Origin of the sequence: Nocardioides sp. Root140, assembly GCF_001426745.1 — a bacterium.
Taxonomy (GTDB): domain Bacteria; phylum Actinomycetota; class Actinomycetes; order Propionibacteriales; family Nocardioidaceae; genus Nocardioides.
The window spans coordinates 431,002-456,645 of record NZ_LMFI01000001.1; the positions used below are offsets into that span (position 1 = coordinate 431,002).

25 protein-coding genes and 1 pseudogene are annotated in these 25,644 nt (G+C 69.9%); 22 read left to right on the forward strand and 4 right to left on the reverse strand.

Annotated elements, in window-relative coordinates:
* Positions 1-8 precede the first annotated feature (8 nt).
* The 8 genes from smc (at position 9) to ASD30_RS02135 (ending at position 9,843) form a co-directional block, all read left to right on the forward strand.
* On the forward strand, positions 9-3,563 hold the full coding sequence (gene smc, locus ASD30_RS02100; protein WP_056679119.1) for a chromosome segregation protein SMC: 3,555 nt from the start codon (positions 9-11) through the stop codon (positions 3,561-3,563).
* A gap of 503 nt (positions 3,564-4,066) precedes the next feature.
* Positions 4,067-4,516: an acyl-CoA thioesterase gene (locus ASD30_RS02105; RefSeq protein ID WP_056676281.1), complete on the forward strand. Its 450-nt coding sequence runs from the start codon at positions 4,067-4,069 to the stop codon at positions 4,514-4,516.
* 154 nt (positions 4,517-4,670) lie between these two features.
* Entirely contained in the window at positions 4,671-4,853 is a 183-nt protein-coding gene (locus ASD30_RS02110; RefSeq protein WP_156388612.1) for a hypothetical protein, read from the forward strand.
* Between the two features lie 42 nt (positions 4,854-4,895).
* Complete coding sequence (gene ftsY / locus ASD30_RS02115) at positions 4,896-6,068, forward strand: signal recognition particle-docking protein FtsY (RefSeq protein WP_056676292.1); 1,173 nt, start codon at positions 4,896-4,898, stop codon at positions 6,066-6,068.
* 191 nt (positions 6,069-6,259) lie between these two features.
* Positions 6,260-7,657, forward strand: coding sequence for an ammonium transporter (locus ASD30_RS02120; RefSeq protein ID WP_235530017.1), 1,398 nt, complete (start codon positions 6,260-6,262; stop codon positions 7,655-7,657).
* On the forward strand, positions 7,654-7,992 hold the full coding sequence (locus tag ASD30_RS02125; protein WP_056676294.1) for a P-II family nitrogen regulator: 339 nt from the start codon (positions 7,654-7,656) through the stop codon (positions 7,990-7,992). The genes ASD30_RS02120 and ASD30_RS02125 overlap by 4 nt, the downstream gene beginning before the upstream one ends.
* Positions 7,993-8,131: 139 nt before the next feature.
* A complete protein-coding gene (locus ASD30_RS02130; protein ID WP_056676296.1) occupies positions 8,132-9,508 on the forward strand; it encodes an ammonium transporter in 1,377 nt (458 codons plus the stop codon).
* Entirely contained in the window at positions 9,505-9,843 is a 339-nt protein-coding gene (locus tag ASD30_RS02135) for a P-II family nitrogen regulator (RefSeq protein WP_056676300.1), read from the forward strand. The genes ASD30_RS02130 and ASD30_RS02135 overlap by 4 nt, the downstream gene beginning before the upstream one ends.
* A gap of 6 nt (positions 9,844-9,849) precedes the next feature.
* Here ASD30_RS02135 and ASD30_RS02140 read toward each other — a convergent pair whose 3' ends face one another.
* Positions 9,850-10,239 carry a hypothetical protein gene (locus tag ASD30_RS02140; protein ID WP_056676302.1) on the reverse strand — a complete coding sequence of 130 codons (390 nt, stop codon included), beginning with the start codon at positions 10,237-10,239 and terminating at the stop codon, positions 9,850-9,852.
* A 24-nt stretch (positions 10,240-10,263) separates the two neighbouring features.
* Here ASD30_RS02140 and ASD30_RS02145 point away from each other — a divergent pair, with 24 nt between their 5' ends.
* From ASD30_RS02145 to ASD30_RS02165, 5 genes are all read left to right on the forward strand, one after another.
* A complete protein-coding gene (locus ASD30_RS02145) occupies positions 10,264-12,498 on the forward strand; it encodes a [protein-PII] uridylyltransferase (RefSeq protein WP_056676305.1) in 2,235 nt (744 codons plus the stop codon).
* Positions 12,499-12,590: 92 nt separating this feature from the next.
* Positions 12,591-14,144 carry a signal recognition particle protein gene (ffh, locus tag ASD30_RS02150; RefSeq protein ID WP_056679126.1) on the forward strand — a complete coding sequence of 518 codons (1,554 nt, stop codon included), beginning with the start codon at positions 12,591-12,593 and terminating at the stop codon, positions 14,142-14,144.
* Between the two features lie 12 nt (positions 14,145-14,156).
* Complete coding sequence (locus tag ASD30_RS02155; RefSeq protein WP_056676308.1) at positions 14,157-14,831, forward strand: class I SAM-dependent methyltransferase; 675 nt, start codon at positions 14,157-14,159, stop codon at positions 14,829-14,831.
* Between the two features lie 8 nt (positions 14,832-14,839).
* On the forward strand, positions 14,840-15,217 hold the full coding sequence (locus tag ASD30_RS02160; protein WP_056676311.1) for an NYN domain-containing protein: 378 nt from the start codon (positions 14,840-14,842) through the stop codon (positions 15,215-15,217).
* A gap of 86 nt (positions 15,218-15,303) precedes the next feature.
* Positions 15,304-16,377: an amidohydrolase family protein gene (locus ASD30_RS02165; protein ID WP_056676314.1), complete on the forward strand. Its 1,074-nt coding sequence runs from the start codon at positions 15,304-15,306 to the stop codon at positions 16,375-16,377.
* 4 nt (positions 16,378-16,381) lie between these two features.
* On the opposite strand, the gene ASD30_RS02170 is transcribed toward ASD30_RS02165, so the two are convergent.
* The 3 genes from ASD30_RS02170 to ASD30_RS02180 form a co-directional block, all read right to left on the reverse strand.
* Positions 16,382-17,113: an FkbM family methyltransferase gene (locus tag ASD30_RS02170; RefSeq protein ID WP_056676317.1), complete on the reverse strand. Its 732-nt coding sequence runs from the start codon at positions 17,111-17,113 to the stop codon at positions 16,382-16,384.
* An 82-nt stretch (positions 17,114-17,195) separates the two neighbouring features.
* A complete protein-coding gene (locus ASD30_RS02175) occupies positions 17,196-18,089 on the reverse strand; it encodes a VanW family protein (protein WP_235532478.1) in 894 nt (297 codons plus the stop codon).
* Positions 18,090-18,175: 86 nt separating this feature from the next.
* Positions 18,176-20,188, reverse strand: a complete 2,013-nt coding sequence (locus ASD30_RS02180) for a sulfatase (protein ID WP_056676320.1) — start codon at positions 20,186-20,188, stop codon at positions 18,176-18,178.
* A gap of 227 nt (positions 20,189-20,415) precedes the next feature.
* Between ASD30_RS02180 and rpsP the strand changes: the two genes are divergently transcribed.
* The 9 genes and pseudogenes from rpsP to ASD30_RS02220 all read left to right on the forward strand — a co-directional run bounded on the left by rpsP (position 20,416) and on the right by ASD30_RS02220 (position 25,624).
* The gene (gene rpsP, locus ASD30_RS02185; RefSeq protein WP_056676321.1) at positions 20,416-20,952 is read left to right on the forward strand and encodes a 30S ribosomal protein S16; all 537 of its coding nucleotides are present in this window, start codon (positions 20,416-20,418) and stop codon (positions 20,950-20,952) included.
* Positions 20,953-20,957: 5 nt separating this feature from the next.
* A complete protein-coding gene (locus ASD30_RS02190) occupies positions 20,958-21,200 on the forward strand; it encodes an RNA-binding protein (RefSeq protein WP_056676322.1) in 243 nt (80 codons plus the stop codon).
* Positions 21,201-21,279: 79 nt separating this feature from the next.
* Positions 21,280-21,825: a ribosome maturation factor RimM gene (gene rimM / locus ASD30_RS02195; protein ID WP_235530019.1), complete on the forward strand. Its 546-nt coding sequence runs from the start codon at positions 21,280-21,282 to the stop codon at positions 21,823-21,825.
* Positions 21,825-22,520 (forward strand): annotated as a pseudogene (gene trmD, locus ASD30_RS27375) (tRNA (guanosine(37)-N1)-methyltransferase TrmD); the annotation flags it as partial. The gene rimM and the pseudogene trmD, both read left to right, overlap by 1 nt.
* A gap of 147 nt (positions 22,521-22,667) precedes the next feature.
* On the forward strand, positions 22,668-23,006 hold the full coding sequence (locus ASD30_RS27380) for a GNAT family N-acetyltransferase (protein ID WP_327152719.1): 339 nt from the start codon (positions 22,668-22,670) through the stop codon (positions 23,004-23,006).
* A gap of 218 nt (positions 23,007-23,224) precedes the next feature.
* Positions 23,225-23,575, forward strand: coding sequence for a 50S ribosomal protein L19 (gene rplS, locus ASD30_RS02205; protein WP_056676326.1), 351 nt, complete (start codon positions 23,225-23,227; stop codon positions 23,573-23,575).
* 38 nt (positions 23,576-23,613) lie between these two features.
* Entirely contained in the window at positions 23,614-24,489 is an 876-nt protein-coding gene (gene lepB, locus ASD30_RS02210) for a signal peptidase I (protein WP_082563500.1), read from the forward strand.
* A gap of 5 nt (positions 24,490-24,494) precedes the next feature.
* Positions 24,495-25,319 (forward strand): ribonuclease HII, encoded by an 825-nt coding sequence (locus ASD30_RS02215; RefSeq protein ID WP_156393488.1) that lies wholly within the window; start codon positions 24,495-24,497, stop codon positions 25,317-25,319.
* On the forward strand, positions 25,316-25,624 hold the full coding sequence (locus ASD30_RS02220) for a DUF2469 domain-containing protein (protein WP_056676328.1): 309 nt from the start codon (positions 25,316-25,318) through the stop codon (positions 25,622-25,624). The genes ASD30_RS02215 and ASD30_RS02220 overlap by 4 nt, the downstream gene beginning before the upstream one ends.
* Positions 25,625-25,644 lie beyond the last annotated feature (20 nt).

Consider the following 25,644-nt stretch of genomic DNA (forward strand, 5'->3'; position numbering starts at 1 on the left):
GTCGCACGTTGTACCTCAAGAGCCTGACGCTCAAGGGCTTCAAGTCCTTCGCGTCCTCCACGACCCTGCAGCTCGAGCCCGGGATCACCTGCATCGTGGGGCCCAACGGCTCCGGCAAGTCCAACGTCGTCGACGCGCTGGCCTGGGTGATGGGGGAGCAGGGTGCAAAGTCGCTGCGCGGCGGCAAGATGGAGGACGTCATCTTCGCCGGCACCTCCGGTCGCCCGCCCCTTGGTCGGGCCGAGGTGCAGCTGACCATCGACAACGCCGACGGCGCCCTGCCGATCGAGTACGCCGAGGTCACGATCAGCCGCACCATGTTCCGCAACGGCGGCTCCGAGTACGCCATCAACGGCAACACCTGCCGGCTGCTCGACGTACAGGAGCTGTTGTCCGACTCCGGCATCGGCCGCGAGATGCACGTGATCGTCGGGCAGGGGCAGCTCGACCAGATCCTGCACGCCACTCCCGAGGAACGGCGCGGCTTCATCGAGGAGGCCGCCGGGGTCCTCAAGCACCGCAAGCGCAAGGAGAAGGCGCTCCGCAAGCTCGACTCCACCGAGGGCAACCTGCACCGCCTCGGTGACCTGCTCAGCGAGATCCGCCGCCAGCTCAAGCCCCTGGGTCGACAGGCCGAGGTGGCCCGCAAGGCGGCCACCGTGCAGGCCGACGTGCGCGATGCCCGGGCCCGGCTGCTGGCCGACGACCTCGTCACCGCACGTACGGCGCTCGAGCAGGAGATGGCCGACGAGTCGGTGCTGCTCCAGCGGCGCGCACAGGTCGAGAAGGACATCGCCGCGATCCGTGAGCAGGAGGCCACCCTCGAGGCAGCCCTGCGCGAGGACCTGCCCGCCCTGGCGAAGGCGCAGGAGACCTGGTTCGCCCTGTCCGGGCTCCGCGAGCGCCTGCGCGGCACGCAGTCGCTGGCGAACGAGCGGGTCCGCAACGCGGCCGGCACGGCCGACGAGCCGACCCAGCAGGGCGGCCGCGACCCTGATCAGCTCGAGGCCGAGGCGGCCCGGGTGGGGGAGCAGGAGAAGCAGATCAACGTCGAGCTGGAGAACCAGCGCACGGCGATGAGCGACGCGGTCACCGCCCGCAAGGCGGCCGAGGACGCCGCGGCCGAGGAGGAGCGTCGAGTCGCCGGGTTGCAGCGAGCCGCGGCCGACCGACGCGAAGGACTGGCCCGCCTGCACGGCCAGGTCAACGCGCTCAAGTCGCGCGCAGCCGCAGCAGACGAGGAGATCGGCCGACTCACCGTCGCCCACGAGGAGGCCACCGCCCGTGCCGACCGCGCCCAGCGCGACTTCACCGCCCTCGAGACCAAAGTGGCCGGCCTCGACGCCGGCGAGGAGGGGCTCGACGCCGAGCACGAGGCCGCGGTCGGCCTGCTCGACGACCTCGAGGAACGACTCGCGAAGGCGCGCGACGAGGCCACCCTTGCCGACCGGGAGCGCTCGGCACTGATTGCCCGCAAGGAAGCCCTCGAGATGGGGCTGACCCGCAAGGACGGCGCCGGTGCGCTGCTGGCCGCCTCGGACTCCGTCTCCGGCCTGCTCGGTTCGGTGGCCGCCCTGCTGACCGTCAGGCCCGGCTACGAGACCGCGATCGCGGGGGCCCTCGGGTCGGCCGCCGACGCGGTCGCCGTGGCCGGCCCCGACGCCGCCATCGACGCGATCACCCACCTCAAGGGCGACGACCTCGGTCGGGCCGGACTGCTGCTCGGCGGTGGCCCCGAGGCCGATGCCGACTGGCCCGGGCTGCCCGGCAGTGCGGCGTACGCCGTGGACGTCGTGGAGTGCCCTGCCGACCTGCGCCCGGCGCTGACCCGGCTGCTCTTCAAGGTGGCCGTGGTCCACGACCTCGACTCCGCGCGTGCCCTGGTCGACTCGATGTCCGACGTCACCGCGGTCACCCGTGAAGGCGACCTGCTGGGCGCCCACTTCGCCTCCGGTGGCTCGGCCAAGCAGCAGTCCCTGATCGAGATCCAGGCCGCGGTCGACGAGGCCGCCCAGGCGCTCGAGGAGGCCGCGGCGTCCTCGGAGCGACTGATGTTCGAGACCTCGCGCATGGAGACCGAGCGGCTCGACGCCCAGAAGCGGGTCGACGTGGCGCTGGCCAAGCTGCACGAGTCCGACGCGACCTTGGCCGCCGTGGCCGAGGAGCTCGGCCAGTACGGCTCGCAGGCCAGGTCCGCGCGGGGCGAGGCCGAGCGCCTCACGACCGCCATCACGAAGGCCCAGGAGGCGCGCGAGAAGGACCTCGCCGGGCTCGCCGAGCTCGAGACGCGCCTCGCCTCCGCCGAAGAGGCACCCGAGGAGGAGCCCGACACCAGCGTCCGCGAACAGCTGATCGAGTCGGCCCGGGCCTCCCGCCAGGCCGAGATGGACGCCCGGCTCGCGCTGCGCACCTCCGAGGAGCGCGCCCGGGCCCTGCACGGTCGCGCCGACGGCCTGCTGCGTGCCGCCCGCCAGGAACGCGAAGCCAGGGCCCGTGCCGCCGAACGACGCGAACGACTGATCCGCGAGGGCAAGGCCGCTCAGGCGGTGAGCACCGGTGTCGGCATCGTGCTCGAGCGCCTCGAGGGCTCCGTCACCACCGCTGCCGAAGCGCGTACGTCGGTCGAGCAGTCGCGTGCCGGTCGTGAGCAGGAGCTGATGGCCACCCGCACCCGCCTGCGTGACCTCGACCGTGAGCACGACGAGCTGGTCAACTCCGTCCACCGCGACGAGATGGCCCGCACCCAGCAGCGCATGCGCATCGAGCAGCTCGAGGAGCGCGCCCTCGAGGAGCTCGGCCTCGACCCCGAGGCGCTGGCCAATGAGTACGGCCCCGACAACCTCATCGCCTTCAGCGGTGAGGTGCCCGAGGGCGAGGAGGCCCCCGAGCCAATCCCGTTCGTGCGCGAGGAGCAGACCAAGCGGCTGCGTGCCGCCGAGCGGGCCCTGTCGATGCTGGGCCGGGTCAACCCGCTGGCGCTCGAGGAGTTCTCCGCGATGGAGGAGCGGCACAAGTTCCTCACCGAGCAGCTCGAGGACCTCAAGAAGACCCGCAAGGACCTCCTCGACATCGTGCGCGAGGTCGACAGCCGGGTCGAGCAGGTCTTCACCGAGGCCTGGGAGGACGTGCGGGTCGCCTTCGACCACGTCTTCAAGCGGTTGTTCCCCGGCGGCGAGGGCAAGCTCGTGCTCACCGACCCGGGCGACATGCTCAACACCGGTATCGAGGTCGAGGCCCGTCCGGCCGGCAAGAAGGTCAAGCGGCTCTCGCTGCTCTCCGGTGGCGAGCGGTCACTCGTCGCGGTTGCGTTCCTGGTCTCGCTGTTCAAGGCCCGGCCCTCGCCGTTCTACATCCTCGACGAGGTCGAGGCCGCGCTCGACGACACCAACCTCGGTCGCCTGCTCGAGATCTACGAGGAGCTCCGCGAGAACTCCCAGCTGCTCGTGATCACGCACCAGAAGCGCACGATGGAGATCGGCGACGCGTTGTACGGCGTGACCATGCGCGGCGACGGTGTCTCCGCGGTGATCAGCCAGCGACTGCGCGAGACCGAGCCGGCCTGACCGGGCCCGACTGACCGGGCCCGCCTGACCGGGCCCGCCTGATCGGGCCCGCCTGATCGGGCCCGGCTCGTGCACCGGCCCGCCGTCACCCCCGGTGGGCTGTCGGGTTCGACCGGGGAGCACTCACCGGCCCGCCGGCGCCAGGTCGGCGCGACCAGGCTGGCGGACCGTACGACAGGTGAGCAGGCGGGTGTGGGCGCGGCTCACGCCCAGATCCGGCCCACAGCCCGCGAGTTACCTGTCGGACGGTCCGGTGCGGTCCGTCAGCGGACGACGAGCGGCCGTCCCAGGGGCTAGACGTGCATTTCGACAGGCAGTTCGCTCGTCCCGATGCTCACGTCACGCTCAGCGGACGCACTCGTGGCGTGAACTGCATGTCGAAATGAACGGCGCCGCCTCACTCGGTGTGGTCAGGCGGCATCGCGGGGCTTGCGCGCCGGGTCGAAGTCACCCGGGGCGAACAGGGTGCCGAGCAGACGAGTCCACCGCATAGGGTGCCCTGCGTGAGTGATGCGAAGAGCCGCCCGACCCGCGCCGACTACGTCGCCTGGCGCACGGTGACCACCCGGTGGCGCGACGACGACGTCTACGGCCACCTGAACAACGCGACCTACTACGAGTTGTTCGACACGGCCGTCAACGCGCACCTCATGGAGGCGACCGGCACGAACGTGCGGTTCCTGCCTCAGATCGGCGTCGTCGCGGAGACGAGCTGTCGCTACTTCCGCGAGATCGGGTTCCCGGAGCCGATCGAGATGGGACTCGTGGTCGACAAGGTCGGCACGTCGTCGATCATCTACCGGATCGGGCTGTTCCAGGGCGACTCCGACGAGGCCGCGGCCGAGGGCCGCTTCGTGCACGTGTACGTCGACAACGAGCACGGCGCCGGCAACCGGCCCGTCGTGCCGATGCCCGACGTGATCCGGGCTGCCGTCGAGCCCCTGCTGCGCTGACCTGTCGTCAGCTCGTGATGACCTGTCGTGGGGTCGCCGGCGGGCGCCGTACGGCGTGGGGTGTGACACGTTCCGCGCGTCGGAATGGGGGAAGGATGACGTTGCCGTGTCACGATGTTGGTGACGTCCGCTTTCCAACACCGAGGTGATCTGCTTGCTGGCCATCGTGCTGATGATGCTCGTGATCGTGCTGCTCGCGGCAGTGGTCGTGCTCTACGTCGCCTTCCCGCACCGCGGAGAGGACCTGCCCGCGGTGCCGTGGGTCGGCACGGCGCTGCGCAAGGGCGTCGACGCGATGCCCACTCTCGACGAGGAAGCCGCCGACGCCCGGCGCTGACCGTCGCGAGGGGACCCACGGCGGGTCTGATTGGATTGGCCCATGGAATTCCTGGGTGACTGGCTCTACCTGATCATCGGCATCGCCGTCGTCGGCATCCTCGCCGTCGTCGGACTGCTCTCCGGTGGACGCTCGAAGACCAAGCCGCCCGCTGGTGGCACCGACGTCATCGCGCCGCCGCGCGACAAGCCGGTCGAGCCGCCGCCTGAGGTCTCCACCGAGGAGCCCACGGCCGAGCCCGCTCCCGTCGAGCCCGCTCCGGTCGACGCGGGGACGGCCCCGGCTCTCGAGAAGCCCGAGGGCACCGCCAGCCGACTGGTTCGGCTGCGTCAGCGTCTCTCCAGGTCGCAGAGCGGTCTGGGCAAGGGGCTGCTGGCCCTCCTCTCGCGGGACCGCCTCGACGAGGACACCTGGGAGGACATCGAGGACACCCTCATCACCGCCGACATCGGTGTCGTCCCGACGCAGGAACTGGTCGAGAAGCTGCGCACCCGGCTCCGCGTCGAGGGGAACGAGGCCGGTACGCCGCGCCAGGTGCTGCGCGAGGAGCTGGTCAACCTGGTCGACCCGACCATGGACCGCCGCCTGGCCATCACCGGTGCGGACGGGCTCCCCGGCGTCGTGCTCGTGGTCGGCGTGAACGGCGCCGGCAAGACCACGACCGTCGGCAAGATCTCCCGCATCCTCGTCGCCGATGACCGCAAGGTCGTGCTCGGCGCCGCGGACACGTTCCGTGCCGCCGCCGTCGAGCAGCTCGCGACCTGGGGCGAGCGTGTCGGCGTGCCGGTGGTCCGCGGACCCGAGGGCTCCGACCCCGCCAGCGTCGCCTTCGAGTCGGTCAAGCGTGGCGTCGAGGAGAACTACGACGTGGTGCTGGTCGACACCGCCGGCCGCCTGCAGAACAAGGCCGGCCTCATGGATGAGCTCGGCAAGGTGAAGCGGGTGATCGAGAAGCAGGCGCCGGTGACCGAGGTGCTGCTGGTCCTCGACGCCACCACCGGCCAGAACGGCATGATCCAGGCCCGCGTCTTCTCCGAGATCGTCAACGTCACCGGCATCGTGCTGACCAAGCTCGACGGTTCGGCCAAGGGCGGGATCGTGGTCGCCGTGCAACGTGAGCTCGGCGTCCCGGTCAAGCTGGTCGGCCTCGGCGAAGGCGCCGACGACCTGGCGCCGTTCGACCCCGAGGCATTCGTCGACGCCCTCCTCGGGTGAGGCGTCCCCGTGTGAGCAACGCGTCACACGGAAGTAACACACGGCGGGAACTCGTTTCCTGAGCGCAATGAAGCAACGCGCAAGCCGAAATCTCCAGAGGTGAAGGTTTCACCAACTGAGCGGGAGAGTGTGCCGACATCGTCGTCGGCGTGGGGGCTCCCGCCACTCCGTGATCCACCCCTGGAGGTTCCGTGTACGACGGCTACTACACCTGGATGCTGGTGTCGGCGTCGCTGGTCTTGTTGATGACCGCGCCCGGCCTGGCACTGTTCTACGGCGGCATGAGCCGCTCGAAGTCCGTGCTCAACATGATGATGATGTCGTTCGCGGCCCTGGGCGTCGTCGGCATCGTCTACGTCCTCTGGGGCTGGAACATGTCCTACGGCGACTCCTACGCCGACGCGAACGGCGACACCGGCAAGGAGATCCTCGGCCTCTTCGCCAACCCGTTCCACAACTTCGGGATCAGCAACCTCGACCCGGCCAACTATGTGTTCGTCGCGTTCCAGCTGACCTTCGCCGTGATCACCGCGGCGCTGATCAGCGGCGCCATCGCGGACCGCGTGAAGTTCTCGGCCTGGCTGGTCTTCGTCCCGCTGTGGGTCACGCTCTCCTACTTCCCGCTCGCACACATGGTGTGGGGCGGCGGCTTCCTGACCTGGGCCGACGGCGACGGCCTGGCCGGCATGCTGTTCGGCACCACCGACGGTCTGCCCAACGTGGCGCCGATCGACTACGCCGGCGGCACCGTGGTGCACATCAACGCCGGTATCGCCGGGCTCGTCCTGGTGCTGCTGATCGGCAAGCGCCTCGGCTTCGGCAAGGAGCCGATGAAGCCGCACAACCTGACCCTCACCATGATCGGTGCCGGCCTGCTGTGGTTCGGCTGGTTCGGCTTCAACGTCGGCTCGATCGTCTTCGGCTCGACCGAGGAAGAGGCGATGCTCACCCAGTTCACCACCGAGACCGGCCTGGTCTGGATCAACACCACGGTGGCCACCTGTGCCGCAATGCTCGGCTGGCTGCTCCTGGAGAAGATCCGTGACGGCAAGGCCACCTCGCTGGGTGCCGCGTCGGGCATCGTCGCCGGTCTCGTCGCCATCACCCCGGCCTGTGGTTCGCTGACCCCGGTCGGCTCCATCGGCCTGGGCCTCGTCGCCGGCATGCTCTGCGCGATGGCGGTCGGCCTGAAGTACCGCTTCGGCTACGACGACTCGCTCGACGTCATCGGTGTCCACCTCGTCGGCGGTCTCGTCGGCACGATCGGCATCGGCTTCCTCGCCGCGCCGACAGCCGCCACCGAGGCCATCCCCGAGGGCCTGCTCTACGGCGGCAGCTGGAAGCTCCTCGCCGTCCAGCTCGCCTGCGCCGGCTTCGCGATCCTCTGGTCGGCCGTCGCCACGCTCATCATCGGCCTGGCCATCAAGTACACGATGGGCTGGAGGGTCCACGACGACCACGAGGTCGAGGGCATCGACTTCAACGAGCACGGTGAGTCGGCGTACGACCTGGCCGGCACGTCGGGTGCCCGCCGCGGCCTGACGCCCAGCACGGGCGTCCTCAAGGAGAAGGAAGGTGCCAACGCATGAAGCTGGTCACCGCGGTCATCAAGCCGCACAAGTGGGAAGACGTGCGTGAGGCTCTCGAGACCTTCGGCGTGACGGGTATGACCGTCAGCGAGGTCAGCGGCTACGGCCGCCAGAAGGGCCACACCGAGGTCTACCGGGGCGCGGAGTACGACATCGCCCTGGTGCCCAAGATCCGCATCGAGATCGTCGTGGACGACGCAGACGCCGACGACATCGTGGGCATCGTCGTCAAGACCGCCGCCACCGGCCGGATCGGTGACGGAAAGGTCTGGGTCAGCCCGATCGAGACGGTCGTGCGGGTCCGCACCGGCGACCGCGACGAAGCGGCGATCTGACCGACGTGACATTGGTCCCGGCCTCCAGGCCGTCTGATTCAGACGGGGCGCCGTACGGCGTGGGGAGGCCGGGACTTGTTACCTGCGCGAAACACAACACGACCTCGGCGGTAACGACCGCGAAGCACAGTTTCGCCCCATGACTTCACCTCTCGTCGCGTCCCCGGGCCTCGACACCGGGGACACCGCCTGGCTGCTCGTCGCCACGGCCCTCGTGCTCCTGATGGCACCGGGCCTGGCCCTGTTCTACGGCGGCATGGTCCGCTCCAAGAGCGTGCTCAACATGATGATGATGACCTTCGGCTCCCTGGCCGTGATCATCGTGATCTGGGTGCTGGTCGGCTACTCGATCGCGTTCGGCGACGACCTCGGTGCCGGTCTGGTCGGCGATCCGCGCCAGTTCGCCGGGCTCGGGCAGCTGATGGAGCCGAGCGCGAACGGCGACTCGACGTACCCGCTGATCCTCTTCGCCGTCTTCCAGGGCCTGTTCTGCGTGATCACCGGGGCCCTGGTCTCCGGAGCGATCGCGGACCGGGCCCGCTTCGGCGCCTGGATCGTCTTCATCGCCCTGTGGACGGTGCTGGTCTACGCGCCGATCGCGCACTGGGTCTTCGACCTCTCCGCCGGTGACCACGAGGGCGGCTGGCTGCTCAACGGCCTCGGCCTGGTCGACTTCGCGGGCGGCACGGCGGTGGAGATCTGCTCCGGCGCCTCCGCCCTGGCCCTCGCCCTCGTGCTGGGCCCGCGGGTCGGGTTCGGCAAGGACTCGATGCGGCCGCACAACCTGACCCTCGTCATGCTCGGCGCCGGCCTGCTGTGGTTCGGCTGGTTCGGGTTCAACGCCGGGTCCGCGCTCGGTGCCGACCAGAACGCAGCACTGGTCTTCGTGGCCACCCTGCTCGCCGGCGCCGCCGGAACCCTGGGCTGGCTGGCCGTCGAGCGGTTCCGTGACGGCCACGCCACCTCTCTCGGCGCGGCCTCGGGAATGGTGGCCGGCCTGGTCGCCATCACACCGTCCTGCGGCGCCGTGTCGCCGATGGGTGCGCTCGCCATGGGCGTGGTCGCCGGTGCCATCTGCTCCGGCGCGATCGGCCTGAAGTACCGCTGGAAGTACGACGACTCGCTCGACGTCGTCGGCGTGCACATGGTCGGTGGCCTGGTCGGCACGTTCGGCATCGGCCTGATCGGTACGTCGGCGGCACCGAGCGGCGTCGACGGACTGTTCTACGGCGGCGGCTTCGACCAGCTCGGCAAGCAGGTGCTCGGCGGGGGAGTCGTGCTGGTCTACGCGTTCGTCGTCTCGGGCATCCTTGGACTCCTGGTCCACAAGCTGATGGGCTTCCGGGTCGACGAGGAGCATGAGATCACCGGCATCGACCTGGTCGTCCACGCCGAGTCGGCGTACGACCTGCACGCGTCGGCGGGAGCTCGCACCACGGGCCACGGCTTCCTGGCCGGCCTGACCCACCACGATCCGTCCCAGCACGACACCAGCCACAACGAGGAGAACCGATGAAGCTGATCACCGCAGTCATCAAGCCGCACAAGTGGGAGGACGTCCGCTCCGCCCTCGAGACCGTGGGCATCACCGGCATGACGGTCAGTGAGGTCAGCGGCTACGGGCGCCAGAAGGGCCACACCGAGGTCTACCGCGGTGCGGAGTACGACATCGCCCTGGTGCCGAAGGTGCGTCTCGAGATCGTGGTCGACGACGACGACGTGGACACCGTCGCGGGCGTGATCGTGTCGGCTGCCGCGACGGGCAAGATCGGTGACGGCAAGGTCTGGGTCAGCCCCGTCGAGAGCGTCGTGCGGGTGCGCACCGGTGACCGCGACGAGGCGGCCATCTGAGGAGGCTCAGACGCCGCGGGCGTCTTCGACGCCCAGCTTCACGCCGATGGCGATGACACCGATCGAGGTCAGGATGCCGCTAGCCCACAGCAACAGCACGCTCGCCCCGGCGGCGACGCCGCGCCCGTCGGCGCCCACCGCCGACAGCCAGCCGATCAGCCCGAGCACGATGCCGAGGACGACGAAGATCAGGCCGGAGGGGAGCCCGCTGATGAACTCGGGCACCGGCGCGATCGGATCCTCGTCGGCCACCCGCGGGGTCGCGACCGTCGACTGTTCGTCGAGCTCGTCGACCTCGACGAACTCGGCGCCGGCCAGCGACGCACCGCATGCCGGGCAGGCCTTGAGGAACTCCTGCGGCACCTGGTGGCCGTTGGCACAGATCCGGATCTCCATGCCGTCATTCTTGCAGGGCTCTTCATGAGTGCCGCCGACAGGCAGGCCCGCACCGAGGCGGCCGACGCACTCTGCACCAAGGCGTACGCCGACCTCCATGGGCCCGACACGGGCGTCGCCCTGGTGGCCGTCGGGGGCTACGGCCGGGGAGAGCTGGCTCCGTTCTCCGACCTCGACGTGGTGCTGGTCCACGATGACGACGTCGACCCCGGTGAGCTGGCCACGGCCATCTGGTACCCGCTGTGGGACTCGGCGGCCAAGCTCGACCACTCGGTGAGGTCCTTCGGGCAGACCGTGGACGCGGCCTCCGACGACCTGCGCGTCGCCCTGGGCATGCAGGACGTGCGGTTCCTGGCCGGTGACAGCAACCTGGCCCTGCGGCTGCGCACGACGATGCTGGCGCAGTGGCGGCGGGAGGCGAAGTCGCGGCTGCCCGACCTGCACAAGCTCGTCGTGCAGCGCCACACGCTGATGGGCGAGCTGGCCCATGCCTCCGTGCCCGACCTGAAGGAGTCCCAGGGCGGCCTGCGCGACGCCACCGTGATGAAGGCGCTGGTGGCGACGTGGCTGGTCGACGCGCCCCACGTGGAGCTCGAACGCTGCCGCCAGGACCTGCTCGACGTACGCGACGTGGTCCAGGGCCTGGCCGGCCGGGGCAACGACCGCGTCCCACCGGAGATCTGGGCCCAGCTGCCGGAGCCGCTCGGCCTCGACGACACGGTCGCCGCGCAGGTCGTCGTCCGCGACCTGGGGCGCCGGATCACGCACATCTCACGGCTGACCTGGCGCCGGGTCGAGTCCGTGCTGGCCCGCCCCGCCGCGGTCGGTGCCCGGCGTCCGGACCTCGACCCGATCGCACCCGGTGTCGCGGTCTCCAAGAACGAGGTGGTCCTCGACAGGGGAGCCCGCCCGGAGAAGGACCCGGTCCTGCTGCTGCGGGCCGCCACCGCGGCGGCCGAGCGCGACATCGTGCTGGCGCCCGCCACTGCCGCGCGGCTTGTCCGCGCCTGCCCGCCACTGCCGGAGCCGTGGCCGACCGAGGCAAGGCAGCTTCTGGTGCGGATGCTGGCCGCGGGCCGCGGTCTCCTCGGCGTCTGGGAGACGCTCGAGCAGACCGGCGCACTCGCCCGGATCCTGCCCGAGTGGGAGCGCATCCGGTCACTGCCGCACGCGTCGGCGATCCACCGCTTCACCGTCGACCGCCACGTGGTGGAGACCTGCATCGAGGCGGGCGCGCTGATCCGCACCGTGGCCCGCCCGGACGTGCTGCTGGTGGCGGCGTTGCTGCACGACATCGGCAAGGGCGGGCTCATCGAGCACAGCCAGGCGGGGGAGCCGATCGCCCGCGAGGTGGCCACCCGGTTCGGGTTCGCGCCCGACGAGGTCGACCTCATCGCGACGCTGGTGCGATGGCACCTCCTGCTGTCGGAGACCGCGACGACGCGCGACCCCGACGACCCGGCGACGGTCGACGTCGTGGTCTCGCACCTTCCGTCCGCCGAGGCGCTCTCGCTGCTCCTGGCGCTGACCGAGGCGGACGCCCGGGCAGCCTCGGGCAAGGCCTGGTCGACCTGGCGCGCCGGCCTGGTCCGGCAACTGGCGCGTCGCTGCCACTCCGCGCTGGTGGCCGCCGAGACGGGGACGACGCGCCCCCGCCTCCCCGAGCCGGAGGTGCCCGTGCCGGCGGAGGTGGTCGCCGATCCGTCGGCCATCGCGGTGTCGGTGACGCCGGGCACCGACGGGTGCCGGGTGACGGTGGTCTCCGGCGACCGGGTCGGACTGCTCGCCGACGCCGCGGCGATGCTGGCCCTGCACCGTACGTCGGTGCACGCGGCGCGGGCCTGGACCCAGGACGCGTACGGCGTCTCGCAGTGGGAGGTCTCCGACCAGCACCTCGACGTCGCCGTCCTGCGGCAACGCATCCAGGGCATCGCCGAGGGACGCATCGACGTCTCGCGCAAGCTGGCCCGGCCCACGGCCACGCGTCTGGCGCCCAGTGTCGTCGTACGCCCGGAGGCGTCGGAGCGCGCCACGGTCCTCGAGGTGCGCACCGACGACCGGCCCGGCGTGGTCCACCTCGTCTGCTCCGCCCTGGCCGCGGTCGGGGTGTCGGTGCGCTCGGCGCACGTGGACACGCTCGGTCCGCAGGCGATCGACGTGTTCTACCTGCAGGAGACCGGGGCGGGGGTGCTCACCGACGTACGCGCGGCGGAGGCCGCCCACGCCGTACGCGCGGCGCTCACGACGACCGGGCCCTGAGCCGCCGCGGGGCAGGCTTTTTCGGACAGTCGCGCCCGGCGGTTACCCTTGACCACTGATCCACGCCTGCCGCTACCCAGGGGATGCCCGACTTGTTCGCAACACTTTCCGACCGGCTTGCCGACACCTTCAAGAACCTCCGTGGCAAGGGCCGGCTCTCCGAAGCCGACATCGACGCCACCGCGCGCGAGATCCGCATCGCGCTGCTCGAGGCCGACGTCGCCCTGCCCGTGGTCAAGGAGTTCGTGGGCGCGGTCAAGGAGCGGGCCCGTGGCGAAGAGGTCAGCGGTGCACTGAACCCGGCGCAGCAGATCATCAAGATCGTCAACGAAGAGCTCGTCACCATCCTCGGCGGCGAGACGCGTCGCCTGCGGTTCGCGAAGTCCGGCCCGACAGTCATCATGCTGGCCGGCCTCCAGGGTGCCGGCAAGACGACGCTGGCCGCGAAGCTGGCGCTGTGGCTCAAGGAGCAGGACAAGACCCCGCTCCTGGTCGCCTGCGACCTCCAGCGCCCCAACGCCGTCAACCAGCTCCAGGTCAACGGTGAGCGCGTCGGCGTGCCCGTGTTCGCCCCCGAGCCCGGCAACGGCGTCGGCAACCCGGTCTCCGTCGCCCAGGCCTCGATCGAGGAGGCCAGGCGCAAGCTGTACGACGTGGTCATCGTCGACACCGCCGGTCGACTCGGCGTCGACGCGGAGATGATGCAGCAGGCCTCCGACATCCGCGACGCGGTGACCCCCGACGAGGTGCTCTTCGTCGTCGACGCGATGATCGGCCAGGACGCCGTCAACACCGCGCTGGCCTTCCAGGAGGGCGTCGGCTACGACGGCGTCGTCCTCACCAAGCTCGACGGTGACGCCCGCGGTGGTGCGGCACTGTCGATCGCGTCGATCACCGGCAAGCCGGTCATGTTCGCCTCCGCCGGCGAGAAGATGACCGACTTCGACCTCTTCCACCCCGACCGGATGGCCTCGCGCATCCTCGACATGGGCGACATGCTCACCCTGATCGAGCAGGCCGAGAAGGCCTTCGACCAGGACGAGGCGCTCAAGGCCGCGGAGAAGCTCACCGGCAAGGGCGGCGACTTCACGCTCACCGACTTCCTCGCCCAGATGCAGCAGATCCGCAAGATGGGCTCGCTGACCAAGATCATGGGCATGCTGCCCGGGATGGGCCAGTTCCGTGAGCAGCTCGACAACTTCGACGAGCGCGAGATCGACCGCATCCAGGCGATCATCTACTCGATGACGCCGGGCGAGCGGGAGAACCCGAAGATGATCGACGGCTCGCGCCGGCTGCGCATCTCGAAGGGTTCGGGCACCCAGGTCTCCGACGTCAACACGCTGGTCGACCGCTTCTTCGAGGCGAAGAAGATGATGCAGCAGATGGCCCGCGGCGGCGGCATGCCCGGCATGCCGGGCGTCCCCGGCATGGGCGGCGGAGCAGGCAAGGGCAAGCAGAAGCCGCAGAAGGGCAAGAAGAAGCGCGTCTCCGGCAACCCGGCCAAGGCCGCGCAGCAGAAGAAGGAGCTCGAGGAGAAGTCCAAGGCCGGCGGCAACCCGTTCGGCACGCCCGGCGGCATCGACTACGAGACCGCGGCCGAGAACCTCGAGCTGCCCAAGGACTTCTCCAAGTTCCTGAAGTGACGCGGGCCTGCGATGTCCTCAGATCCCGACGCTGACGCCCGCCGGCTCGCAGCAGTCGCCGGCGAGGGTGACGACCCGAACCGCTGGTTCGAGGAGCTCTACGCCGCGGCAGAACGCGGCGAGGCCGTGGTGCCGTGGGACCGCGGTGGCCCGCACCCGATGCTCGAGTGGTGGGTCGGCGAACGCCTGTCCGCGCAGCACCTGTCCGCCGGGGCACGCGCCATGGTGGTGGGCGCCGGTCCCGGCCACGACGCGCTCCTTCTCGACGATCGCGGCTTCCTGACCACGGCCTTCGACATCTCACCGACCGCCGTCGCCGTTGCTGCCGAACGACTGGGCGACACATCGGTCGTCGTACGCCGGGCCGACCTGCTCGACCTTCCCGCCGAGTGGAGCGGAGCCTTCGACCTGGTCGTCGAGGCGATGACCGTCCAGGCGATGCCGCGCTCCCTGCGCGAGCGGGGCACCGAAGCAGTGCGGTCCATGGTCGCGCAGGGTGGCGTGCTCCTGGTGATCGGCATGCTGCTGCCCGAGGGTGGTGACCTTGACGAGGGGCCGCCGTGGCTGCTCACCCGTGACGAGATCGATGCCTTCGCCCGCGACGGCATCGAGTTCGTGCAGCTGGAGGACCAGCCCGGCTCCGACGGCGACACGGTGCGCTACCTGGCCGAGTTCCGACGTGACTGAGCTGCCACATGCCTGAGCCCCGGCGCGTGCTGGTGGTCGACGCGGCCAACGTGGTCGGCACCAGGCCAGACGGCTGGTGGAACGACCGTGCGGGTGCGGCCCGCCGACTGCACGGCCAGTTGATGGTCGGCGACACGTCGTACGACGAGATCGTGCTGGTGCTCGAGGGCGGCGCGAAGGGTGGCGTCCGAGCGGGACGTGACGGCCACGTCCGCACGGTGCACGCCAAGGGGGCCGGCGACGACACGATCGTGGCCGAGACACGGGCGGCGATCACGGCCGGCCACCGGGTCACGGTGATCACCGCGGACCGGATGCTCCAGTCACTCGTGCAGGGCGCCGGGGCGATGGCGATGTCGCCCTCCTGGCTGCTCGACCAGCTCTGACCCGTGAGGGGGCGGTCGAGTGCTGAGGTGGCCGCCTGAACGACCACCACGGCACTCGACCGGGTGGAGTCGGTACGGTCGGGGGCATGACTGCGTTGAGGTTCTCCGGACCAGTGCTGCCCGACGGCGAGGCACGCGAGTTGTACGTCGTGGACGGCACGATCACCTACGAACGGCAGGCCGGCGCCGAGAGCGCCGCAGAGGGATGGATCGTGCCGGGCCTGGTCGACGCCCACTGCCACCTCGGGCTGGACGACGACGGCGCCATCAGCGACGAGGAGACCGAGCAGCAGGCGATCGCCGACCGCGACGCCGGCGCCCTCCTGATCCGTGACTGCGGCTCGGCCGCGGACACCGCCTGGATCCACGACCGCGACGACCTGCCTCGGCTGATCCGGGCGGGACGCCACATCGCCCGCACCAAGCGCTACATCCGCAACTACGCCCACGAGGTCGAACCCTTCGACCTGCCGGCGTACGTCGCCCAGGAGGCACAGCGCGGCGACGGCTGGGTGAAGCTCGTCGGTGACTGGATCTCGCGCGAGACCGGCGACCTGGCTCCGAGCTTTCCGGCCGAGACGTTCGCCGAGGCGATCAGGGTCGCTCACGAGCACGGCGCGAAGGTCACCGCGCACTGCTTCGGAAGCGCCGTGCTTCCCGGCCTGATCGACGCAGGCATCGACTGCATCGAGCACGGCACCGGGCTCTCAGAGGACCTGATCGACCGGATGGCCGCCCAGGGCACGGCACTGGTGCCGACCGTGATGCAGCTCGACAAGTTCCCGACGTACGCCGAGGCAGGGGCGGCGAAGTTCCCCGCCTATGCGGCCACGATGACCGACCTGTTCGACCGTCGCGCGGACACGATCATGGCCGCTCGGGAGGCCGGCGTGCAGCTCTATGCCGGGTCTGACGGCGGGGGAGTGAGCCGTCACGGCAACCTGCCCGGTGAGGTGATCGCGATGCGCGGCATCGGGCTGAGCGCCGAGGACGCGCTCGGTGCCGCGTCGTGGCGGGCCCGCGGCTGGCTCGGCTGGAACAGCGGCCTTGACGAGGGTGCGCCGGCCGACTTCGTGGTCTACCCGCGCAACCCGCTGGAGGACCTGTCGGTGCTGTTCGAGCCGACCGCGGTCGTGCTGCGCGGCAGCGTCGTCGCCTGAAGGTTCAGTCGGACTTCCGGTCGGCGTAGTCGAGCGCCTCGACGTGCTCGGGCAGTAGGTAGAGGTAGTTGTTGGAGACCCGGCCGTAGCCGGCGTACCCGAGGTCACGGAGGAACTCACCGCAGTTGGCCTTGCCGTCCTCGAGCACGATCACCGGGCGCGAGGCGGCAATGCTCTTCGCGGCGCCGTTGAGCACCTGGAGCTCGAAGCCCTCGACGTCGAGCTGGAGCAGCCGGAGGTCCTCGATCATCAGGTGGTCCAGGCTCAGGATCGAGGTGGTCTGGGTGCGCGCCGAGGCGTCCGCCTCGCCCTCGAGGAAGTATGAGGCTCCGCCGAAGTGCTGCGTCTCGTCACCGACCTTCAGTGTGGCCACGCCCAGGTCGCTGCCCAGCCCGGCGTGGAAGAGCACCACGTTGTCGAGGTTGTTCACCTCGGTGACGGCGCGGGCCAGCAGGTAGTTCTCGAGCACCGGCTCGAACGCGTAGACCGTGCCGGGGCACTTCGCGGAGAACGACGGCAGCATGTCGCCGAAGAACGTTCCGGCATGCACCATGCTGCCCGGGTACGTCTCGAGCACGGTGCGCACGAGCTTGTGCAGATCCGGCTCGGCCACCCTCCCGTTGGCGATCCGGCGCGCGACCGGACGGTGCGCGGCGTACGCCGGCACGAAGAAGGTCGCGCGCTGTGTGTTCACCACATGGGTGTCGATCCCGAAAATCTTCGCCGTGATGGTCATGGCTGCGACTGTAACGGTCGGCCGGGAAGGCCCACGCGGCCGATCAACGGAGTCGGCCCTGTCAGGCGAACTCGACCCACCGTCAGGCGACGACGTCGATGATGCGGCCGTCGGCCGGTTCGTACTTCACCAGGGCGCAGTTCTTCTTCAGCAGCTCCTCGCCGATCGCGTTGCCGTTGCGACGCGAGATGACGGTCCGCCAGATCTCGTTCTTGCGGAAGATCTCGCCGCCGTGGCGCAGGAAGGCCTCGTTGCGCGCCTCCACCTTGTACGACGTCTCCGGCAGCTCGTCGACCAGCAGCTCGCCGCGCAGGTGCCGCTCGTCGACGAAGGCCTTGAGCTGGAAGGTGTGCGCGGTGTCGTTGCGGACGACGAGGTCGACGTAGTTGTAGACGATCGAGCAGCCCACGCCCCACGGCAGCACCCGGCCCTTGTCGGGGAAGGGGTCGAAGCTGTGCTCGGAGCGTTCGACGACGGTCAGCGGTGAGTGCAGGAACATCCAGTGCAGCAGGTTGGCGAGCTGGCAGATCCCACCACCGACACCGGGCACCGCCGCCCCGTTGGACAGCCGCATGCCCTCGACGTACCCCTTGCTGCGGGTGCAGTTGCCGACCGCCTTGTTGAACGAGAACGACTCGCCGGGGCGGATCACGATGCCGTCGACCCGGGCGCTGGCCAGGCGCAGGTTCACCACCTTGTTGCGCTGGAGCACCATCTCGTCCTCGGACAGCTCGCGCATCAACAGGGACGCATGCTTCTTCACCCGCACGGGCAGGGACGTCGTGCGACGCTCTGTCGCCCAGGCAGTGTCCGACCGCATCCACTGGATCCGCCGGCGCACCCGGTGGGCCCGCACCGCCCAGGGATAGAGCGCCGGAAGACGCTGGGTCAGCCGCGGGGATGCGACCACCTGGGCGGGGATGTCGAGGCCCATGGTGGCGGCGTCGGCGAGGGTGACTCTGGTCAGCGTGCTCATCGGGTTTCCTGTCGTAGAACTGCTCCTTCCCTTTCTGACGCACGCCGGGGCGGTTTTGTTGGCACGAGTTTCCTGCCGTCCGCACGTCAGCCTCGACGGCGCGCGGTGACTCCGTCCAACGTGATCGTCCCGTCGTCGAGCCGGACGCTCGTGGCGTAGCGGTAGTGCGCGCGCACCGTGGGGTCGCCGAGGTCCAGCACGCCGCCGGTGTCAGCGGTGAACAGGAACTCCCAGCCCGAGCCCTGGTCGGCGTACGCCGTGGCGACGTGGCCGCGCAGCACGAACGCGTAGCGGGCACCCGGGCCGGTGAGGTCGACGGTTCCGTCGAGGTTGCCGTGGGGCTCCTGGCCGGCGGTGACCAGCCGGCCCTTGCTGCGCAGGTCGAAGCCGACCCGCTTGTGGCCGTTGTGGTAGCGGAACAGCAGATAGTTGTCGGCGTCCTTCGCGACACCCACGAACACCGTGTCCTGGGTGCCGGCCTCGGCGAATGCGCCGGTGTCCAGGACGAGTGCCACCTCGTCCGAGCCGGGAGCGACCTCCGAGCGGAGCACGACGTGGGTCAGTTCCTCGGCGCTGACCGAGAGCTGTCCGTCGGCGACTCCGACCGTGCCGACGGGGCCGCCGGTCGGAACCGGGAGCATGGTCCAGTGCGACAGGTCCGCGTCGAAGCGCTCGTCCAGCTCCAGGGTCGGGTACGCCGTCTCCGACGGCGTGGGTGGGAACAGGTCCACCTCGGCGATGTGGGCCTCGAGCAACGCACGCAGCTGGCGCGCCTTGGCGGGGTGCGGGCGGCTCAGGTCGGTGGTCTCGCCCGGATCCTGCACCAGGTGGTAGAGCTCGGAGCGGCCGTCGCGGAGGTACTGCACGAGCTTGAACTGCCCGTGCCGCACGGCCGCGTGCGGGTGGGTGGCGCCGATGAAGTGGGGGTACACCAAGAACATCGGCCCGCGGTCGACCTCGCCCGTGTCGGTGAGCACGGGGGCCAGGCTGACGCCGTCGAACTCGGCGCCCGGACGGCCACCGGCGAGTGCGAGTGCGGTCGGCAGGACGTCGATGGTGCTGGTCAGCTGGGCCGTACGGCGACCGGCCGCAACCGTGCCCGGCCAGTGGGCGACGAGCGGGACCCGGATACCGCCCTCGTAGAGCTCGCCCTTGCCGCCGCGCAGGGGCCGGTTCGCGTCGCGGTAGGGGCCGCCGTTGTCGGAGGTGACCAGGAACAGGGTGTTCTCCGCGAGGCCGAGCTCCTCGAGCGTGGCCGCGATGCGCCCCACCTGGTCGTCGACGCACTCGAGCATCGCCGCGAGCTGCGGCCGGTTCGGAGCCTGGTCCGCTCCGGGCTTGGCGGCGTACTTCGCGACGAGCTCCGGCTTGCCGTGGAGGGTGGTGTGCACCGCGTAGTTGGAGAGATGCAGGAAGAACGGATCGTCGCGGTGACGGGTGATGAACTCGACGGCCTCGGTGGTGAGCCGGTCGGTCAGGTGCTCGCCCGGTTCGCGGGCAGGGAGCTCGGGCATGAAGAAGTAGGGGTGGAAGTAGTCGCCGTCGGCGATGTACTGCTGCTCCGAGACGAGCACCTCGTCGAACCCGTGCGCGAACGGGTTGCCCGGCCGCTGGTCGTACGCACCGCTGTAGGTCTCGGTCAGGTGCCACTTGCCGACCAGGCCGCTGACGTAGCCACGCGGGCCGAGGACGCCGGGGACGGTGGGGATGCCGGGGGAGAGGTACTTGTTGCTGGCTGCCGGCTCCTGGCGCAGGAAGTCGGTGATGCCGGTCCGCACCGGATAGAGGCCGGTGACCAGGGCGGCGCGGGTCGGCGAGCACAGCGGCGCGGCGGCGTACGCGTTGTCGAACTGCAGTCCCTCGGCGGCGAGGCGATCGATGTTCGGCGTCTCGTTGAACGTGTTGCCATAGCTTCCGAGCTCATCCCAGCCGAGGTCGTCGATCGACAGGAAGACCACATTCGGTAGATCGGCCCGGGGGCGCGCCCTGACCGGCCCGGTCCCCGCGTTCGCTGCGGTCGTGCCAGCTGCGGCGACGAGACCAGTGGCGGCCATCCCGCGCAGGACGGTGCGCCGGGTGGTTGCGGTGGTGATCGACATGGAGCCCCCTGTTAGACGAGTAAGTCAACTTGATAACAGCAGTATGCAGCATGCGAAGTGGACCGGATTTCAACCCCCGACGGATGTCTGGCAGAATCTCCCGCTGAGTCCTGCGCAGATGGCCCCTCTCATCCGGACGCACGGGATCCACAGAATTCGTCCGACCTGGTCCCCACCCGGCCCCGGGCAGTTCACCAAACCACAATTGTCGAGGAGACACCCACAACGTGTCCGTCAAGATCCGTTTGAAGCGCATGGGCAAGATCCGTGTGCCGCAATACCGCATCGTCATCGTCGACTCGCGCAAGAAGCGCGACGGCAAGGTCATCGAGGAGATCGGTACCTACCGTCCCAAGGAGGAGCCGTCGTTCATCTCGGTGACCTCCGACCGGGCGCAGTACTGGCTCGGTGTCGGCGCGCAGCCTTCCGAGGCCGTTGCCGCGATCCTCAAGATCACCGGTGACTGGCAGAAGTTCAAGGGCCTGCCGGGCGCGGAGGGCACCCTCAAGGTGGCCGAGCCCAAGCGCGACAAGCTCGAGATCTTCAACGAGGCGCTCAAGGAAGCCGGTAGCGAAGCCAAGGGCGACGCGGTGACCAATAAGGCCGAGAAGGCTGAGAAGGCCGACAAGAAGAAGGCCGACAAGGCCGACGACGCTGCCGAGGCGCCCGCCGCCGAGGCTGCTGCCGAGGTTCCGGCGTCGGAGACCCCTGAGGTCGCCGCCGACGAGGCCGAGGCCGCCGAGACCAAGTCCGACGAGGCCTGAGTCCCATGCTGGCTGACGCGCTCGAGCACCTGGTCCGCGGCATCGTCGACAACCCCGACGACGTCTCGGTCCGCGACAAGCAGATGCGCCGTGGCTCGGTCCTCGAGGTGCGCGTGCACCCCGACGACCTGGGCAAGGTCATCGGTCGCGGTGGTCGTACGGCGTCCGCGTTCCGCACCGTCATCTCGGCCCTCGCGGGTCGCGGTGGCGCGCGGGTCGACTTCGTGGACGTCGACCGCCGACGCTGAGCAAGAGCTTCACCGCTTCCGGGCGCATCTCCTCGCGGGGATGCGCCCGGTCGCCATTTCCGACGTTAAGGTTCTCCGCGTGGAAGAGATCGAGCTCGTGGTGGGTCGCATCGGCAAGCCGCACGGCATTCGCGGCGAGGTGACGATCGACGTACGCACCGACGAGCCGGAACGACGCTTCGCCGTCGGTACGACGTTGCGCGCCGAGCCGCCCAAGGGGTCGGCCAGCCGGGTGCGCGCGGTGACGGTGAGGTCGTCGCGCTGGCACCAGGGTGTGCTGCTGCTCGGCCTCGACGAGGTCTCCGACCGCAACACTGCCGAGACCGTGCGTGGACTGGTCCTCCACGCCACCATCCCCGTGGACGCCACGCCCGACGACCCCGACGAGTTCTACGACCACCAGCTGGTCGGACTCGAGGCGCACAACCTCGAGGGTGAGGTGCTGGGCACGGTCACCGGCCTGGTCCACGGGGGCGCCCAGGACCTCCTCCAGATCCGTACCCCGGACCGCCGCGACACCCTCGTCCCGTTCGTGAAGGCGTTGGTGCCCGAGGTCGACCTGGCCGGCAGGCGCGTGGTGGTGGCCGACCGCCCGGGCCTGGTCACGCCCCTGGACGACGACTGATGCAGATCGACGTCCTCACGATCTTTCCCGACTACCTGGCCCCTCTGGAGCTCTCGCTGCCGGGCAGGGCGCGGGCCAAGGGGCTGCTCGAGCTGCACGTCCACGACCTGCGGCAGTGGACCACCGACAAGCACCACACCACCGACGACACCCCCTACGGCGGCGGTGCCGGCATGGTGATGAAGCCCGAGCCGTGGGGCGCGGCGTTCGACGCGCTCGACATCGACGGCGCGACGGTCGTCTTCACCACCCCGAGTGGTGCGCCGTTCACCCAGGCGATGGCCGCCGAGCTGGCCGGCCACGAACGACTCGTCTTCGCCTGCGGCCGCTACGAGGGCATCGACCAGCGGGTGATCGACCACGCCCGCACCCGCGCCGACGTCCGCGAGATCTCCATCGGCGACTACGTGCTCAACGGGGGAGAGGTGGCCGCGCTGGCGATCACCGAGGCCGTCGTGCGCCTCATCCCGGGCTTCATGGGCAACCCGGAGTCGCTGGCCGAGGAGTCCCACGAGGACGGACTGCTGGAATACCCGGTCTTCACCAAGCCGGCGTCCTGGCGCGACCTCGACGTCCCGCCCGTGCTGCTGTCGGGCGACCACGGCAAGATCGCCGCGTGGCGCCACGAACAGGCCGTACGCCGCACCGCGGAGCGCCGCCCCGACCTGCTCCACGCCTCCCACAGGATCGACGCGGGGGATCTTGCCGACCTCGAGGTGCGACCCGCGACCCGTGCCGACGCGGGCGAGATCCTCACGCTCCAGAAGGCCTGCTGGGTGCAGGAGGCGCAGGCCAACGCCGCACTCGACATCCCGCCGCTGCGCGAGGGCCTCGACGACGTCGTGGCCTCCCTGGACCGGTGGACGACCCATGTCGTGCGTGCGGAGGGGCGCTTGATCGCCTCCGGTCGCGGACGGCTCGACGGCTCCGCGTGGGACGTCGGCCGGCTGATGGTGGCCCCCGACCTCCAGGGTCGCGGACTGGGTCGCTGGCTCCTGTCGTACGTCGAGGGGCTGGCGCCCGAGGGTGCCACGTCGTACGCGCTCTTCACCGGCGCCGGGAGCGCCGAGAACCTGCGGATGTACAAGAAGGCTGGCTACCGGCTGCGCGGAGAGCTCGACGGCCACCCCGGGGTCGTCGTACTCACCAAGCGCCGGCCAGAGCAAGTCCGGATTTTCTGACCCGCGCGAGTCTGTGGCAAACTTCTCTCTTGGCCCAGTCGGCCGAAGGACTGCTCCGAGTCTCCCGTGATGGGTGAGCGCGGGGAGTCCGCGCCAGATCTCCTGCCACAGGGGGAATCGGCGCCGCCGGCCATCGCACTGGTCCGACCCGATCGATCACCGCTGAAGAACTTCAGCACTGTCCGCGGCTGACCTGTGGCACTCGCGAGGAGATAGACATGACCAACGTCATTGACGAACTTGCCAAGGCCAACCTGCGCTCCGACGTCCCGGCCTTCCGCGCCGGTGACAACATCAAGGTGCACGTGAAGGTCATCGAAGGCAGCCGCTCGCGCGTCCAGGTGTTCCAGGGCGTCGTGATCCGCGTGCAGGGCTCCGGCATCGGCCGCACCTTCACGGTCCGCAAGGTCTCCTTCGGCGTCGGCGTCGAGCGCACCTTCCCGCTGAACTCCCCGATCTTCGAGTCCATCGAGATCGTGACCCGCGGTGACGTCCGTCGCGCCAAGCTCTACTACCTGCGCAACCTGCGCGGCAAGGCTGCCAAGATCAAGGAGCGCCGCGAGGCCTGAGCACTCGGCCTGACCGCAGCACGGTTAGGCTCTGTCGCGTGACTTCTGAAGACCGCGACGCCCTCCCCGAAGAGGACGGAACCACTGGTTCCGAAAACGACAAGGGTCAGGCGTCGCGGTCTTCGCATTCCGACAGCGCCCCGGACCCTGACGAGGAGAACCCGTTGTCGGAGACGACCGCACCCGCCACCGCCCCCAAGGGCAAGAAGAAGCGCAAGCAGCTGCCGGTCTGGCAGGAGACAATCCTGCTGGTGGGGGTCGCGCTGGTGCTGGCGATCATCATCAAGGCCTTCTTCGTGCAGGCCTTCTACATTCCGTCGGAGTCGATGGAACCGGGGCTCAAGGTCAACGACCGCATCCTCGTGCAGAAGGTCTCCTACTGGGGCGACGGTACGCCGCAGCGCGGTGACGTGGTGGTCTTCAAGGACCCGGGTGGCTGGCTCGGACCCGAGGACTCCGAAGGCCCGACGAACCTCGTCGCGAAGGCGATGGCCAAGGTCGGTCTCTACCCGACCGGGGGACACCTGGTGAAGCGGGTGATCGCGGTCGGCGGCGACCACGTGGTGTGTTGCGACAAGCAGCAGCGTCTGTCGATCAACGGTCACCCGATGGACGAGAGCGCCTACGTCAAGGGCGACGCCGAGTGCGCCGCGCCCCAGAGCCCGGTCAACTGCAAGCTCGACGTCACCATCCCCGACGGCTACCTGCTGATGATGGGCGACAACCGCGGCAACTCGCGCGACTCCACGGCCCACATGTGCGCGAACCCGAAGCGTGAGCAGTGCCCGCCGACCCGCGGCCTGGTCCGCGTCGAGGACGTCGTCGGCAAGGTCTTCGCCCTCGTGTGGCCCAAGGACAGGTTCCACCGGATCAAGCGTCCCGCGGTCTTCGAGGACGTCCCCGACCCGAAGTGACTGCAGTGGGCGCCTCACACCGACCGACGTTGCGGCTCGAACGCAGTCTCCTGCGCGAGGGCCGCACCTACCTCGCGGCCGCCGACGAGGTCGGCCGTGGAGCCCTCTGCGGCCCGGTGACCATCGGCATGGTGGTGATCACCGAGGCCACCCGTACGGCGCCCCAGGGCGTGCGGGACAGCAAGCTGCTCAGCGCGAAGGTGCGTGAGCGCCTCGTCCCGAAGATCCAGCGCTGGGCGGTCTCCTACAGCGTGGGCCATGCCAGTCCCGACGAGATCGACGAGTTCGGCATCATGGTCGCGCTGCGGATGGCCGGTCACCGGGCGCTGGCCGGGCTCTCCGTCGAACCCGACCTGGTGCTCCTGGACGGCAACCACGACTACCTGACGCCGCCGGTGCAGCCCGGGCTCTTCGGTGAGGTGCCGACCGCGGTCGTCGTACCTCCGGTGACGACGGCGATCAAGGCCGACCTGCGCTGTGCGGCCGTGGCGGCCGCGAGCATCCTGGCCAAGACCGCCCGTGACGCCCAGATGGTCGAGCTCGGTGCGCGCTACCCGGCGTACTGCTGGCAGGAGAACAAGGGCTACTCCGCCCCCGACCACCTCGAGGCCCTGGCTCGGCTCGGCCCGACCGCGCACCACCGGCGTTCGTGGAACCTGCCCGGGGTCGGCGCCTCGGCTGCGGAGATCGCGTCAGCCATCGCCGAGGTCGAGGACGCCACGCCGCTGGTTGAGGACGCCACGCCGCTGGTTGAGGAGGTCGCTCTGCGACCGTCTCGAAACCAGCACCTAGACTCGCCGCAGCCGCCGAACCACGAGGAGTGCTCATGAGTGCCGAGGATCTCGAGAAGTACGAGACCGAGATGGAGCTCAACCTCTATCGCGAGTACCGCGACGTCGTCTCCATCTTCAAGTACGTCGTCGAGACCGACCGCCGCTTCTACCTCTGCAACGCGGTCGACGTGAAGGCGCGCACGGAGTCGGGCGACGTGTTCTTCGAGGTGTCGATGAGCGACGCGTGGGTGTGGGACATGTACCGCCCCGCGCGGTTCGCCAAGAACGTCAAGGTGCTGACCTTCAAGGACGTGAACGTCGAAGAGCTGGCCGCTTCCGACTTCGAGCCGCCCAAGCCCTGATCGTCAGGCCCTGATCGCCA

Excerpts from the sequence above, each read along its gene's own strand:
- ASD30_RS02220 (WP_056676328.1), top strand. The coding sequence starts at position 25,316 with ATGAGTGCCGAGGATCTCGAGAAGTACGAGACCGAGATGGAGCTCAAC.
- ASD30_RS02135 (WP_056676300.1), top strand. The coding sequence starts at position 9,505 with ATGAAGCTGATCACCGCAGTCATCAAGCCGCACAAGTGGGAGGACGTC.
- ASD30_RS02130 (WP_056676296.1), top strand. The coding sequence starts at position 8,132 with ATGACTTCACCTCTCGTCGCGTCCCCGGGCCTCGACACCGGGGACACC.
- ASD30_RS02160 (WP_056676311.1), top strand. The coding sequence starts at position 14,840 with ATGCCTGAGCCCCGGCGCGTGCTGGTGGTCGACGCGGCCAACGTGGTC.
- rplS (WP_056676326.1), top strand. The coding sequence starts at position 23,225 with ATGACCAACGTCATTGACGAACTTGCCAAGGCCAACCTGCGCTCCGAC.
- ASD30_RS02165 (WP_056676314.1), top strand. The coding sequence starts at position 15,304 with ATGACTGCGTTGAGGTTCTCCGGACCAGTGCTGCCCGACGGCGAGGCA.
- ASD30_RS02155 (WP_056676308.1), top strand. The coding sequence starts at position 14,157 with ATGTCCTCAGATCCCGACGCTGACGCCCGCCGGCTCGCAGCAGTCGCC.
- ASD30_RS02145 (WP_056676305.1), top strand. The coding sequence starts at position 10,264 with ATGAGTGCCGCCGACAGGCAGGCCCGCACCGAGGCGGCCGACGCACTC.
- ASD30_RS02140 (WP_056676302.1), bottom strand. The coding sequence starts at position 10,239 with ATGGAGATCCGGATCTGTGCCAACGGCCACCAGGTGCCGCAGGAGTTC.
- ASD30_RS02170 (WP_056676317.1), bottom strand. The coding sequence starts at position 17,113 with ATGACCATCACGGCGAAGATTTTCGGGATCGACACCCATGTGGTGAAC.
- ASD30_RS02175 (WP_235532478.1), bottom strand. The coding sequence starts at position 18,089 with ATGAGCACGCTGACCAGAGTCACCCTCGCCGACGCCGCCACCATGGGC.
- ASD30_RS02190 (WP_056676322.1), top strand. The coding sequence starts at position 20,958 with ATGCTGGCTGACGCGCTCGAGCACCTGGTCCGCGGCATCGTCGACAAC.
- ASD30_RS02125 (WP_056676294.1), top strand. The coding sequence starts at position 7,654 with ATGAAGCTGGTCACCGCGGTCATCAAGCCGCACAAGTGGGAAGACGTG.
- ASD30_RS02180 (WP_056676320.1), bottom strand. The coding sequence starts at position 20,188 with ATGTCGATCACCACCGCAACCACCCGGCGCACCGTCCTGCGCGGGATG.
- ftsY (WP_056676292.1), top strand. The coding sequence starts at position 4,896 with ATGGAATTCCTGGGTGACTGGCTCTACCTGATCATCGGCATCGCCGTC.